Origin of the sequence: Roseomonas genomospecies 6 (assembly GCF_008365375.1) — a bacterium.
Classification (GTDB): Bacteria; Pseudomonadota; Alphaproteobacteria; order Azospirillales; family Azospirillaceae; genus Azospirillum.
Genome location: NZ_QOKW01000008.1, coordinates 24,285 through 37,997, shown reverse-complemented (window position 1 = coordinate 37,997; position 13,713 = coordinate 24,285). Strand labels below are relative to the sequence as shown.

The 13,713-nt window shown below is 65.7% G+C and carries 13 protein-coding genes; 10 read left to right on the top strand and 3 right to left on the bottom strand.

Annotation, left to right across the window (positions count from 1 at the left end; genetic code table 11):
- Positions 1-37 precede the first annotated feature (37 nt).
- The 8 genes from DS843_RS12280 to DS843_RS12245 all read left to right on the top strand — a co-directional run bounded on the left by DS843_RS12280 (position 38) and on the right by DS843_RS12245 (position 8,657).
- Positions 38-1,177 carry an acyl-CoA dehydrogenase family protein gene (locus tag DS843_RS12280; protein ID WP_149469178.1) on the top strand — a complete coding sequence of 380 codons (1,140 nt, stop codon included), beginning with the start codon at positions 38-40 and terminating at the stop codon, positions 1,175-1,177.
- Between the two features lie 141 nt (positions 1,178-1,318).
- Entirely contained in the window at positions 1,319-2,128 is an 810-nt protein-coding gene (locus tag DS843_RS12275) for an ABC transporter ATP-binding protein (RefSeq protein ID WP_149469177.1), read from the top strand.
- A complete protein-coding gene (locus DS843_RS12270; RefSeq protein WP_149469176.1) occupies positions 2,125-3,501 on the top strand; it encodes an ABC transporter permease in 1,377 nt (458 codons plus the stop codon). Before DS843_RS12275 ends, DS843_RS12270 begins: the two co-directional genes overlap by 4 nt.
- Positions 3,502-3,514: 13 nt before the next feature.
- Positions 3,515-4,333, top strand: coding sequence for an outer membrane lipoprotein-sorting protein (locus DS843_RS12265; RefSeq protein ID WP_149469175.1), 819 nt, complete (start codon positions 3,515-3,517; stop codon positions 4,331-4,333).
- 1 nt (position 4,334) lies between these two features.
- Positions 4,335-5,795, top strand: coding sequence for a hypothetical protein (locus DS843_RS12260; RefSeq protein WP_149469174.1), 1,461 nt, complete (start codon positions 4,335-4,337; stop codon positions 5,793-5,795).
- Between the two features lie 81 nt (positions 5,796-5,876).
- Positions 5,877-6,641, top strand: coding sequence for a response regulator transcription factor (locus DS843_RS12255; RefSeq protein ID WP_149469173.1), 765 nt, complete (start codon positions 5,877-5,879; stop codon positions 6,639-6,641).
- Between the two features lie 14 nt (positions 6,642-6,655).
- Positions 6,656-7,948 carry a sensor histidine kinase gene (locus tag DS843_RS12250; RefSeq protein ID WP_149469172.1) on the top strand — a complete coding sequence of 431 codons (1,293 nt, stop codon included), beginning with the start codon at positions 6,656-6,658 and terminating at the stop codon, positions 7,946-7,948.
- Positions 7,949-7,961: 13 nt separating this feature from the next.
- Positions 7,962-8,657 (top strand): transglutaminase-like domain-containing protein, encoded by a 696-nt coding sequence (locus DS843_RS12245; protein ID WP_149469171.1) that lies wholly within the window; start codon positions 7,962-7,964, stop codon positions 8,655-8,657.
- 72 nt (positions 8,658-8,729) lie between these two features.
- On the opposite strand, the gene DS843_RS12240 is transcribed toward DS843_RS12245, so the two are convergent.
- Genes DS843_RS12240 through DS843_RS12230 form a run of 3 tightly spaced genes read right to left on the bottom strand, consistent with a single transcriptional unit; the run spans position 8,730 to position 11,370 of the window.
- Positions 8,730-10,094 carry a TrpB-like pyridoxal phosphate-dependent enzyme gene (locus DS843_RS12240; RefSeq protein ID WP_149469170.1) on the bottom strand — a complete coding sequence of 455 codons (1,365 nt, stop codon included), beginning with the start codon at positions 10,092-10,094 and terminating at the stop codon, positions 8,730-8,732.
- A gap of 53 nt (positions 10,095-10,147) precedes the next feature.
- Entirely contained in the window at positions 10,148-10,765 is a 618-nt protein-coding gene (locus tag DS843_RS12235) for a LysE family translocator (protein ID WP_286192066.1), read from the bottom strand.
- Positions 10,762-11,370 carry an antibiotic biosynthesis monooxygenase gene (locus tag DS843_RS12230; RefSeq protein WP_149469169.1) on the bottom strand — a complete coding sequence of 203 codons (609 nt, stop codon included), beginning with the start codon at positions 11,368-11,370 and terminating at the stop codon, positions 10,762-10,764. The genes DS843_RS12235 and DS843_RS12230 overlap by 4 nt, the downstream gene beginning before the upstream one ends.
- Positions 11,371-11,974: 604 nt before the next feature.
- Between DS843_RS12230 and DS843_RS12225 the strand changes: the two genes are divergently transcribed.
- The gene (locus DS843_RS12225) at positions 11,975-12,283 is read left to right on the top strand and encodes a hypothetical protein (protein WP_149469168.1); all 309 of its coding nucleotides are present in this window, start codon (positions 11,975-11,977) and stop codon (positions 12,281-12,283) included.
- A 192-nt stretch (positions 12,284-12,475) separates the two neighbouring features.
- Positions 12,476-13,705: an efflux RND transporter periplasmic adaptor subunit gene (locus DS843_RS12220; protein WP_149469167.1), complete on the top strand. Its 1,230-nt coding sequence runs from the start codon at positions 12,476-12,478 to the stop codon at positions 13,703-13,705.
- The last annotated feature ends 8 nt before the right edge of the window (positions 13,706-13,713 follow it).

Here is a 13,713-nt window from a genome sequence, read left to right as displayed (position 1 = left end):
CCACGCGGCGGGCCGGGGCATCATGCGGAGAACAGCCATGATCGAATGGAACGACGAGCAGCGCGGTTTCCAGGAAGCCTTCACGCGCTGGCACGCCGACCTCAGCGCCGACCACATCGATCTCGACCGGCGGGGCGGCTTCGCCTGGGAAAAATGGGACCTGATCCGGCAGTCCGGCATCCTGCGCCTGCCCTTCGACGAGGAATGGGGCGGCATGGGGCAGGATTTGCTGACCACCATGGGCGTGCTGGAGAATTTGGGCTATGGCTGCCGCAACGGCGGACTCAATTTCTCGGTGTCCACGCACATCGTCAGCGCGGGCATCCCCATCCAGCGCTTCGGCTCGCGCGCGCTGAAGGAACGGTTTCTGCCGCGCATCTGCGACGGCGCGGCCATCGGCGCGCACGCCATCACGGAGCCCGGAAGCGGTTCCGACGCCATGAGCATGCGCACCAAGGCCGTGGCGGATGGCGACCATTATGTGCTGAACGGCAGCAAGACCTTCGTCAGCAACGGCCCGGTGGCGGAACAGTTCGTCGTCTACGCGCGGACCAACCCCGCGCTCGGCGCCTGGGGCGTCACCGCCTTCGTGGTGGAACGCGGCACCCCCGGTCTGACCGTGGGCCAACCCATCGAGAAGATGGGGCTGCGGAATTCACCGCTGTGCGAGCTGTTCTTCGACGATTGCCGAATTCCGGCGGCCGATGTGATCGGCAAGCCCGGCCTGGGTTTCTCCATCCTCGATTACGTCATGAAGTGGGAAATCCTGTGTTCGTTCGTCATAAATGTGGGCGAGATGCAGCACCGGCTGGAGCGCTGCGTCGAATACGCCCGGTCGCGCCGCCAATTCAACCAGCCCATCGGGTCGTTCCAGTCGGTCGCCAACAAGATCGTGGACATGAAGATCGGCATGGAAACGGCCCGCAACTGGCTGTACGGAACGGCGCAACGCTTCCTGGCCAACGGAAACGTCACGGTGGACATCGCCGTAGCCAAGTTGCTGGCGAGCGAAAGCAACTTCGCCTCGGCGGCGAGCGCCGTGCAGATTTTCGGCGGCAACGGCTACATGACCGAGTACGGGCTGGAAAAGGACATGCGCAACGCCACGGCGGGGACGATATATTCCGGCACCTCGGAAATACAGCGGAGCCGCATTGCGAAAATGCTCGGCTTGTAACGGCGCCGAGTCTGTGACAGGAACGCACATACATGCGCACTTAAAATAATAAATCGTCACACAACAAAACACCATAATACACGCTTTGGTGATTTAATGGATGGCAGGGGAAATCCGAAACATTGAAGCCGGATCAGACTCATGCCACGCAAAGTTTCTCTTGAAAAGAGCAGGCCATACAGCACAGCGGTCGAGCAGAACAGCCGGTTCCTGAAAAGCGCCGGTCTGAAGGACGCCGGTCCGACCGAGACGCCGAATGCGGAAGAATGCGTTGCCGAGTTCTCGGGCGTGTCGAAGTCCTATACGACCGGACGCGTCCAATTCCAGGCCTTGCGCAACATCAGTTGCCGCATTCCGAAGGGCCAGACCAGCTACATCTTCGGTCCGTCGGGCAGCGGGAAGACGACCTTCCTCAATCTTCTGGGGGTGATCGACCGGCCCGACAGCGGGTCGGTCACGATCCTCGGGACGCGGGTCTGCGAACTGTCGGACTCCGCCGCCGCCGACTTCCGGCTGCGGCACATCGGCTACATTTTCCAGAACTTCAACCTGATCCCCGTGCTGAACGCGCTGGAGAACGTCGAGTACATCCTGCTGCGACGGGGGCTGTCGCCGCGCGAGCGCCGCGAACGCGCCGAGAATTACCTGCAGGCGGTCGGACTGGGCGACCTCATGAAACGCCGCCCCGGCGAACTGAGCGGCGGCCAGCGCCAGCGCGTGGCCATCGCCCGCGCGTTGGCCGGAGAACCCAGCATCATCGTCGCCGACGAGCCGACCGCCAATCTGGACAGCCGGACGACGGGCGAGATCGTGGAACTGATGCAGCGCATGCAGGACGATCTCAAGACGACCTTCGTCCTCTGCACGCACGACATCGACCTGATCAACGGCTCCGGCAGTCTCCTGCGCATCGTGGACGGGCAGATCGACCATACGGAGAGGCTGTCATGATCTGGCAAATCGCTACCCGCAACCTGTTCCGGAACAGCCGACGCTCCCTGATGACGGTGTTCGCCATCGGTGTCAGCGGTCTGGCCATCCTGCTGTTCGGCGGTTTCGTCACGTCGATCTGGTTCGGCCTGCAAACCTCCATCGTGCAGGAGCAGGGCCATATCCAGATCTTCAAGCGCGGCCATCAGGACTACGGCGCCGCCGATCCCGACGCCTACACCATCGACAGCTATCCGATGGTGATCGACACGATCATGGCCGCGCCCGAACTGCGCGGCAAGATCGCGGTCATCACGCCGCAAGTGTCGCTGGGCGGCATCGCCGGCAACCAGCGCGAGGACAACAGCAAGACCTTCATCGGCAAAGGCGTCGTTCCTTCCGATTACAACAGCATGCGCCGGTGGGATGGCTGGAGCCTGGGCATCCGCCAGGGCGACGCGCCGCTGCGCGACGACGATCCGGAAGGCGCGATCGTCGGCGTCGGCATGGCCCGGATGATCGGCCTGTGCGACGAACTGCGCATCGCCGAATGCAAGGACCCGCCGTCGCGCGTCCGTTCCGCCGCCGCGAAGGGCGCGGACTTCTCCGACCTGGTGGCCGCCGACCTTCCGGGCGTCCAGGACAAGGACGCGCGCCCGCGCCTCGATCTGCTGGCGGCCAGTTCGGGCGGAGCACCCAACATCGTCAGCGTCTTCGTAAACGCCGCCCAGACCCAGGCGTCCCGTGCGGTGGACAACGCTCTGGTCATGCTGCCCTTCGAACAGGCGCGCAAGCTGCTGTACGGCGACGCCCGGCGGGCCACCGTCGTTCTGGTGCAGTTGCACGATCCGGGCACGGTCCAGGCCACAAAGCCACTGATCGCCCGGGCGCTCGCCGCCAAGGGTCTGGATATGGAGGTCCTGGCCTTCAACGAGGTCGATCCCACCTTCAACCGCGTCTTCGCGATGTTCTCCTTCATCTTCGTCGTGGTGTCGCTGGTCCTGGCGGTGGTGATCGTCTTCACGATCGTCAACACGGTCACCATGAACGTGATGGAGCGCATCAACGAGGTCGGTACCGTGCGGGCGCTGGGCTTCCACCGCGCCGACGTGTTCCGCCAGTTCCTGGCCGAAAGCTTTCTTTTGGGCCTTTGCGGCGCGACGCTGGCCCTGGTTCTGGGCGTGGTGCTTGCCAAGCTGCTGAACGGTGCCGGCATCCAGTGGACCCCGCCCAGCAACGCCGCGCCCCTGACCATCAAGCTGATGGTGGCGGACAACCTGCTGCTGATCGGCGGCACCGCCGGGTTCCTGGCGCTGGTCACCGTGGCGGCGTCGATCCTGCCCGCCTCCAAGGCGGTCCGCATCCCGATCGTCCAAGCCCTTCATCACGCGTGAGGGAGGGTGCCCCATGAAGCCCATCAATCCAACGCGCGCCGGTCTGGTGCTGGCGCTCCTGGCGGCCGTGTCCAGCATTCTCGCCGCCCCCGATCTCAAGGCCGCGGACCTCAAAGCCGCAGACCTCAGGGCGGTGGAAATTCTCGCCAAGGCCGACGCCATCCGCAATCCGCAAATGTCCTTCGTCGTGGACGTCGCGCTGACCGCCTACGAGAACAGCCAACAGACCGACAGCACCCTGGTCACCACCCATTCCCGCAAGGAGACGGAAACCGGACAGTTCCTGTCGCTGGTGCACATCAACCAGCCGGTGCGCGACGACGGCAAGCTGCTGCTGCGCAATGGCAACATCCTGTGGTTCTACGACCCGGCTTCGAAGGCCAGCGTGCGCCTGTCCCCGCGCCAGCGGCTGGTCGGCAACGCATCCAACGGCGACGTGGTCACCGCCAACTTCGCGCTCGACTACGCGGTGGAACTGGCGGGAGAGGAGGAGGTGACGGACGGCGACCGCAAAAGCCGCCCCGCCTACCGCCTGAATCTGGTTTCGCAAAGCGACATCACGCCCTACCACGCGATCACCCTGTGGGTGGACCGCACCAACCACCGGCCCCTCAAGGGCCAGTTCTTCGCACAGAGCGGGCGCTTGCTGAAGGTGGCGTGGTACCGGGGCTGGGAACCGGTCCTGGGCGAAACCCGGCCGACCGAGGTGATCATCGCCGACGGCTTCGACCCAAAGAAGGTCACGGTGATGAAGATGTCCAACTACCGCCCCCAGGATCTGCCGCCATCCTGGTTCTCCAACAGTTGGTTGCCGCATTTCCGGAAACAGTGACATGCCGTGCCTCCACGACAGCCTGCGCCGTTTCGCGGCGGCGTCCGTTGCCTTGGTCCTGATCGGGTCCGTGCAGGGGGCGGGGGCGCAGACGGGCGTCCCCGACCTGCCGCCCGATCTTCCCCTTCCCGAACTGCCCCCCGGCTCAGCCGGAGCGGGAGAGCGGCCCGCGGCGGGGCTTCCGCCCGGACCGGAGGCGCCCGGCCGGTCGCTGCTGCCCTTCCAGCTCCAGGCCGGCACCATCCTGTCGCTGAACGGCCACCGCGACCCGGTTGTGCCAGCCGGTCAAAAGGGACCGGACTGGGCCCAGCGCTTCGACCTCCGGATGTTCGGGCATCATTCGGCGAGCGAACGCATCGGTCTTCTGGCCAACCTGCGCCTGCGCACGCAGGCGACGGGTGGCGAGGACTACCGCTTCGGCCCTGACAGCCACCTCGACGTGCAGGAACTGGCCGTGGACGTGAGGGCGGCCGACTGGCTGACGGTCGAAGCGGGGCGCATCAACGTGCGCAACGGCGTGGCGACCGGCTTCAACCCGACCGACTGGTTCAAGGCCGACAGCCTCGTCGTCGCCGACAGCTTCGACACGGTGGACCGGCGGGAGGACCGGCTGGGGACCGTCGTTCTGCAAGGGGTCTGGCACAACGAAAAGGCCGTCCTGGTGACCGGCTACCGTGTGCCGGTGGCGGGCGGCACGGACACGTGGCTGTCCGACCGCAGCTTCTTCGGGCAGGGGCTGGACCGCACGAACGGGCAAAGCGCCGTCTACGCCAAGCTGACGCCGCTGGGATCGCAGAACCTGTCGACCACGCTGAACGCCTTCTACGAGCCGGATCAGCCGGGGCTGGGCGCCGAGGCCAGCGGCGCCGTGTCGGAAACCCTCGTCCTCTTCGCCGAATGGTTCGCCCAGCGCCGCCGTTCCCTGGTGGACGAAAGCCGGCGGCTGGTCCCGCTGCCCCGCTCCGTCGCCGACCGGCTGGGAGCGAAGGACGGACGCCGGCTGCTGAATCAGGCGGCGGTGGGCGCCACCTGGTCGCTTCCCCTGGAGGCCGTCGGCAACAAGGACGTCAGCCTGACGGCGGAATACCATTACAACCAGGCCGGCCTGTCGAAGGGCGAGGTGGATGCGTGGTTCGACGCCGGCCTGTCGGGTGCCGCGCGGTCGGGGCCGCTGTGGGCGGTCCGCGGCACGGCGGTGCGGCTTCAGGAACCGCTGACCCGGCACGAGCTGTTCCTCCGCTTCTCCTACAAGGAAGTGGTCACAGACGTGGACGTCGGTGCGATCGCCTTCGTGTCGCCCCAGGACGGCAGCGCCCTGGTCCAGGCCGATGTGGACGTGAAGGTTCTGGTCAATGGACGTATGAGGTTCACCGTCTTCACGGCGGCGGGACCGGAGAAAAGCGTGTTCGGAAGCCTGCCAAGTGATTACGGTTGCAGGGTATCCCTTTCATATACATTCTAGTTTGCATTCTGTGAACATTGCTAACCTGTCGTTGCGCGCGATTCGCAAGTCCCGCATTCGCAGGCGGAAAGGGAGCCGAACATGAAAGTGCTGGTGATCGACGACGACAGCGAGCTGGCGCGCGCGATGCAGCCGGTGCTCAAGACCTACAGCATCGACATCGACGCGGCGCACACGCCCGAGGAAGGGCTCCAGCGGTTGCGGCAGGAAAGCTACGACCTGCTTCTGCTCGACGTGATGCTGCCCAACACCAACGGCTTCGAGTTGTGCCGGCAGATCCGGATGTCGTCGGATACCTTCAAGGGCATTCCGATCATCATGCTGACCGCGCGGACCGACCTGACCGACCTCGTCGTCGGGCTGGAGACGGGAGCGGACGACTACGTCACCAAGCCGTTCGAACCGCGCGAGCTGGTCGCCCGCGTCCACGCCGTTCGGCGGCGGTTCTGGGAACGCAGCCAGCCGGCTCCGGCGGAGGAACCCGAGAGCGAGGAGATGATGTGTTTCCAGCTCGACGACACGTATCTCGTCATCGACCCGTTGAAGGTGCGGGTTCATGTCGGCCGCCGGAACGTCGTGCTGACCTCCATGGAGTATGAGTTGCTGCTGTTCCTGTCCAGGGAGCCGGGACAGGTCTTCACCCGTGACGACCTGATCTATTCGCTCCAGGGCATCAGCCGCATCTGCACGCGCAGCATCGACGCCATCGTCTACCGGTTGCGGCACAAACTGCGCAACGTCAACCCCAAGGCCGACTTCATCCGGACCGTGCGCGGGCGCGGCTACAGCCTGATCGGCATGAGGATGGCCTCCCCCCCGCCCGACCAGACACCGCAGGCGGACTGACCCCGGAGCGCGACGTGTTTCGCAAGATGACCTCCTATTCCGTGTTCGCGCTTTTGCTGCTGAACACGTTGGTATCGACGATCGTCGTGGCGCTCGTCTCGGTCTCGTCCCTGCAGCGGGTCGCCGACGAGCATCCCCGGCGCTACCTGTCGAAGACCTTGTTCAGCTACGTCGTCAACAGCTTCCCTCCGGAGGAGCTGAGCCAGGTCAGGCTGGACGGGGCGCGGTTCGAGGTCTTTCCCCTGGACCGCCTGCCGGCCAGCGCCGGCCTGCCCTTCGACACGCTTCTGGATGGCATCCGCAAGGACCCCGACGGGGTGGCCATCACCGTCTTCCACGACCGCTACATGGCTGCGGCGATCCACGGGAACATGCTGGTGGTGCTGCCCCAGTTCGGCCGCGCGCTGTCCACCCAGGCGCTGGCGCTGGTCGGACTGGTCGTCGCCACCGTTGCGGCGGTCCTGATCCTCAACATCATCGCGATCCGCTACCTGACCGCGCCCTTCTCGGAGTTCAAGCGGGTGGTCAAGAACGTGGACGACGGCAACCTGTCCTTCCGGGTGCCGCTGGAGAAGACCTATGGCGAGTTCCGCGATCTCGCCAACAGCTTCAACGGCATGCTCCAGCGCCTCGACCATGTGAACGCGGCCCGCCGGCACATGCTGCTGGCCATCCCGCACGAGGTCCGCACACCGCTGGCCCGGCTGAAGGTGCGCAAGGAACTGGTCGCCGATCCCGATCTGCGCCGGGAAATTTCCCGCGACATCAACAGCCTTGAGGAAATCCTCGACACCATTCTCCAGACCGAGCGGTTGCAGTCCCGCGAAGGCAAGATCAAAAGGGAGGAAATCGACGTCGAAGCCTTCTTCTGCGACATCGTCGATGAATTCCGCGAATACTACGACAAGCTGACGCTGGTGCTGGACACCGCCAACGACACTTTCCATGCCGACGGCTTCAGCGTCGGGCTTCTGCTGAAGAATCTGATTTCCAACGCGATCCGCTATGGGCGGGACCGTCCGATCACGGTCACCGTGACCCAACCGGCGAACAGCCCGGACACGCTGGTCCTGTCGGTCGCCGACGAGGGCGTCGGCATACCGGAATCGCAGATCCCCTACATGACCGAGCCGTTCTGGCGGCTGGACGAATCACGCCAGCGCAAGTCGGGCGGATACGGGTTGGGGCTGTATCTGTGCGACACGATCAGCAAGGGCCACGACGGCAAACTTACCATTCGCAGCAAGGTGGACCAGGGGACGACCGTGACGGTCACCCTGCCGGGCGCCTTCGCGCCGCATCGCTGACAGGGAGAAGAGTATGGTGCTCGAAGATTCGCTCCGGCCGACCGGCTTTCTCGACTACGAGTCGCCTCCGGTGCGCCGTTTCGTGGAGCAGGCGCTGCCCCGGGACGGGCTTTCGGCGGTCGAAAAGGCAACCCGCCTCTACTACGCGGTGCGCGACACCATCCTGTACGAAATCTACGGCGCCGACCTGTCCCGCACCGGCCTGCAGGCCAGCGCCATCATCGCCGCGGGCAGCGGGTTGTGCATCCACAAGTCCATCGTCTACGCCGCCGCCGTCCGGTCGGTCGGCATCCCGAGCCGGCTCGTGCTGACGGACGTGCGCAATCACCTCACGTCCGACCGCCTGCGCCGGTTCGTCGGCGGCGACGTCTTCCACTATCACTGCCTCGTCTCGGTGTTCATCGAGGGGCGCTGGGTCAAGGCCACGCCGGTTTTCAACAAGAAGCTCTGCCAGCTCTACCGCATGAAGCCGTTGGACTTCGACGGGACGCAGGACAGCCTGCATCACCCCTACGACGACAATGGCCACAAGTTCATGGAGTTCATCCGCGTCCACGGCGATTTCGATGACTTTCCCTATGATTCCGTCATTGAAGGACTGCGCAAGGCGCATCCGAACCTGTTCGGAACACGCGACCGGTTCCGCACAGGCTCTCTGGTGGCTGAAGCCGTCGCCGCGGCGCGGGCGGAGGACTGCGCGTACCCGTAACCGGTCACCGCAACGCCAATGGCCCGGCGCATCCTTCGGAATGCGCCGGGCCTTGCCATTTGTCGAGCGGTGTTACGCCTTCGCGAAGGCCGGAAGCCTGGCAAGCGAGCGGTCCAGCCTCTCCTGATCGCACGCCTCGTCGTGCAGTTGCCCGGTGAGGTGGCGCGTGTAGGCCGGCAGGTCGAACAGGCCATGCCCCGACAGGCAGAACAGGATCGTTTCGGCGCGGCCCTCTTCGCGGCAGCGCAGAGCCTCGGCGATGGCGACCTGGATGGCGTGCGTCGATTCCGGCGCCGGCACGATGCCCTCCGACCGGGCGAACTGGACTCCGGCGGCAAAGCAGCTCGTCTGGGGGACCGCCACCGCCTCCATCAGGCCATGCGCCAGAGCGTGACTGACCAGTGGCGCGATGCCGTGGTACCGCAGCCCGCCGGCGTGCAGCGGTGGCGGCACGAAACTGTGACCGAGCGTGTGCATCATCAGGCACGGGGTCAGGCCGGCGGTATCGCCGTAATCATAGGCGCGGCGGCCCTGGGTCAGGGTCGGACAGGACGCGGGCTCCGCCGCGACGACGCGCACCTTGCGGCCCTTGCGCAGGGATTCGCCGATGAAGGGGAAGGACAGGCCGCCCAGATTGCTGCCGCCGCCCGCGCACCCGATCACGATGTCCGGCCAGTCCCCTGCCATGTCCATCTGCAACAGGGCTTCCTGCCCGATGACCGTCTGGTGCATGACGACGTGGTTCAGCACGCTGCCGCCGGCATAGTTGGTCCGGGGGTCTCCGATGGCCACCTCGACGGCCTCCGACGTCGCGATGCCGAGGCTGCCGCTGCACTCCGGGTCCTCGGCGAGTATGGCGCGTCCGGCGGCGGTTTCCCGGCTCGGGCTGGGCACGCAGACAGCCCCGTAGGTCTCCATCAGGGACTTGGGATAGGGCTTCTGATGGTAAGTGACCTTGACCATGTAGACCTTGACGTCCAGGCCGAACATCGCGCCCGCGAAGGCCAGCGACGATCCCCACTGCCCCGCCCCGGTTTCCGTGACCAGCCGCGCGATGCCGGCCTCCTTGTTGTAGAAGGCTTGGGCGATGGCGGTGTTCGGCTTGTGGCTGCCCGTCGGGCTTGCCCCTTCGTACTTGTAGTAGATCCGCGCCGGCGTCCGCAGCGCCCGCTCCAGTCCCCTGGCGCGGAACATCGGCGACGGGCGCCACCGGGCATAGGCTTGGCGTACGGGTTCGGGAATCTCGATCGCGCGCTCAGTGCTCAATTCCTGGGCGATGAGCGCCGGGGGCATGATCGGGGCCAGATCGTCCGGCGTGACCGGTCGCCCCGTTCCGGGGTGAAGCGCCGGGGGCATCGCAGGCAGGTCCGCAGCCGGATTGTACCAGCACTTGGGAATCTGCGTCTCATCGAGAAGATATTTTATCCGCTCACTCATGACCGGTTTCCATTCGGATGTGCAGGGCTTCGACAGGCCGCCCGTCCTGGGCCTCACCGAAAGGCGATGAAAAGCCCGGTTGCGACCATCAGGCACGCGGCGGTGCGGTTCAGGATCATCAGCGCCCGCGGGCTGCGGAACAGCGCCCGTGCCGTTGCCGACGCAACCGAATAGGTCGTCATGACCCCGAACAGGACACCGCCGACGACAAGCGCCACCAGCACCGTGTCCGGCAGCGTCAAATGGGACAGATCGACGAAGGCCGGCAGGAAGGCCATGTAGAAAAGGATGGTCTTCGGGTTCGACAGCGTGATGGCGAATCCACCGACGAACCCGCGTGCGTTCGACGGCGACGGCGACGGCGACGGCAGCGAGGCCGCGTTGGTTGCATGGCGCCAGCAGCCGACGCCCAGATGGATCAGGTATGCGGCGGCAAGATAGGTGAGGATCTGGAAAACATCGCCCAGGACCGTCGCGACCGCCGCCAAGCCGGACATTGCGAGGCCCAGCAGGACGAGGTCGCCCAGGACCATTCCACCGATGAAGCCCATGGTCCGCCGGGAGCCGATGGCCATCGACCGCGACACCACGGCGAAGACGCCCGGACCGGGACTGGCCATCGCGACGAAGCACGCGCTCGCCAGAAGCAGCACCTGATCGAAACCCATCATTGGGAACCTCTTCTCGGCTGGCGTCCCGCCGTCCTCAGCCAGGGGCCGAGACACGCGGTCACCCACGGCACGATGAACCAGACCATCAGGGGCACCATGACGACGGACAGCGTCAGGGTGCGCAGCGGCAAAGGCAATCCCTCGACCAGCGGCCACAAGAGCCACAGCAGCGCCGTGATGGTGGGATACACGCTGACCCACATTACGACCGCCATCTTCGCGCGTGGCGGCGGTTCTCCGCGGCGGAGGTGCGGCAGGACGAGCCCGGAGCCCTGACCGTGGTGTTCCTGGATGGCGGGAGCACCGGCCAGCGTGGACAGGTGGGCGGCCCAGCCCGTCCATTCGGCGCCATCGTGCCATCGCCGCCAGCACGCCGCTCCATCGAACTGGGCCACCAGGCAGACCGTTCCGGGCATTCCCGGCGGCGGCCCGAGCACCATCACGGCACGGCAGCCGGGCGCTCTGCGAAGCGCCGCGAGCGCCCGCGACAGTTCGGCGCGGAACTCGGCGGCCCGGTCCGGTGCCGGGCTGTAGCTCAGCATGACGCTGACCGAATCGTCGTGACCGTCCGTGGCCGGAGGCACCGCCACTTGGGAGCGGATCATGGCGCCTCCTTCATCTTCTCGGCATCCGGGCGGGCGAAGCAATGAACCGAAACGCGCACCCCTATCCGCGGATTGGTAACTACTGTTTTCAACAGCGTTGTTTCCACATCAATTATACATGCGGTCCGATAACTTCTGGAATTATTATGCATATGCCATTCATTTTTGGCGTCATTTTTTTTGACAGTGGATGATAAAAAGTAACCCGCCTTTCCTTCCCAACACCCTGTCGGGTTGGACACCGGATCTCTGCGAGATTTTACCCTCAACTCGACTTTGCTCAACCGCGCCGGAAGGCAAGCGGCCCGAAAGCACCAGCGCGATGCCAGCAACGACGGCGAGCGCGCGACAGGTCGTCCAGAGCCATCGGGAGCCATCCGATGGAGACGCCAGCGCCCATGGCGGTTCCGATTCGGTCACGCCGACACAATCGGGCTGCCCATGATCAAGTGTCCAATACGATGCGAACTTGCTTTCAACAGGTTCCGGCGGCGCTCAACGCCGATGCATATCTCCATCGGCGCCCTCAGCCATATTCCCTGGAGCGGATCGGCTGCAATCTGATAGGTTGAGCAGGGCTTTAACTGGCAAGTGGGTGTCTTGGATGCCGTTGACGGAAAGGACCGCCCAGGGCGACCAATATGTCCTTCCGGGTGCCGAGCGCCGGACCGAGCCCGGTCTCCCCTACGCCGTCGAACCCGACGGCCAGCTTGCCCTCCATTTCTACGAGCCCCCACGCGCCGACGAACGGGACCCCGGCAAACCGCCCCCTTTGCCGCGTGCGCTCCCTTGCCCCACGCCGATCAGCGAAGGTCCGCTTGCCGGACGCGTCGCCTTCTTCCCGCAGGTGATGATCGATGCGACCGAAGCGTTTTTGGCCTTTTCCGGCGTAGCGAGAGAACATCGGGACTGAACGGTCGGACGGAACGCCCGAATATCAGGCTACGTAGCATCCAGCGATGCCGACCGCCATCATTGCGCGTCCACACGAAGAGGCTGCACCACACCCTCTTTATAGAGGCTGACGGCTGCAACCTTCGCGTCCTGTGGAACTCTGCCGATCCATGCAACCATCCCTGCGCCGGCAACGGGAGCGGAGACGGTCATGACAGGAGCAGCGACGGGCGGGACCGCATCCGCCAGCCGGATGAAAGCCGCTCTGGCGGCGCTCCTGGCCGTGATCGCGGCGATCGGCGGCCTGTGGATGGCCGGTCCGCCCGGTGACGGCGCCCGTGCCGCCGAGACCGCCCAGACTGCCCAGAACGCCCCGCCGCCGGTGACCGTCAGCCCGCCGCTGCGCAAGGAGATCGTCGAATGGGACGAGTTCACCGGCCAGTTCCAGGCGGTGGACTTCGTGGAAATCCGGGCGCGGGTCAGCGGCTATCTCGACTCCATCGCATTCCAGGACGGCCAGCTCGTCAAGCAGGGCGATCCCCTGTTCGTCATCGACCCGCGTCCGTTCGAGGCGGCACTGGCTTCGGCGCGGGCGGAGCAGCAGCAGGCCGAAGCCAGGCTGGAACTGTCGAACCGGCAACTCGCCCGTGCGTCGGAACTGCGGCGCAGCGACAACGTCGCGGCCAGCGTCTTCGACGAGCGCCAGCAGCAGGTCCGCGTCGACGCCGCCGGGGTCGAGGTGGCGAAGGCCGCCGTCCGCACGGCGGAGCTGAACGTGGACTTCACCCGCATCACCGCCCCGATCGCCGGACGCATCAGCCGGCGCGAGGTCAGCGTCGGCAACCTCATCTCCGGCGGGGACAGCGGCACGGCGACGCTGCTGACCACCATCGTCTCGCTCGATCCGATCTATTTCACCTTCGATATGAGCGAATCCGACTACCTCGCCTACCAGCGGGCGGCGGCGCGCGGCGCGTTGAGGTCGCAACGCGACGGCGGCATCGAGGTCGAAGGCCGCCTGTTCGACGAACAGACCTGGACCCTGAAGGGCACGCTCAACTTCGTCGACAATCAGGTGAGCCCCGGCGCCGGCACCATCCGCGCCCGCGCCGTCTTCCCCAACCCGTCGCTTCTGCTGACGCCCGGCCAGTTCGGGCGCCTGCGCCTGCCGGGGTCCGAGCGCTACACCGCCACGCTGATCCCCGATCAGGCCGTGGTCAGCGACCAGGCCAACAAGATCGTCCTGACGGTTGCCGATGACGGAACGGTGGTGCCCAAGCCCGTGCGCCTCGGCCCGATCGAGGACGGGCTGCGCGTCGTGCGCTCCGGGCTGGACGAGGCGGACAAGGTCATCATCAACGGCCTCGTCCGGGCGCGGCCGGGCGCCAAGGTGACGCCGCAAGCCGGACGGATCGAGCCACCGAAGCCGCCCGCCGGTTGAGCGGAGCC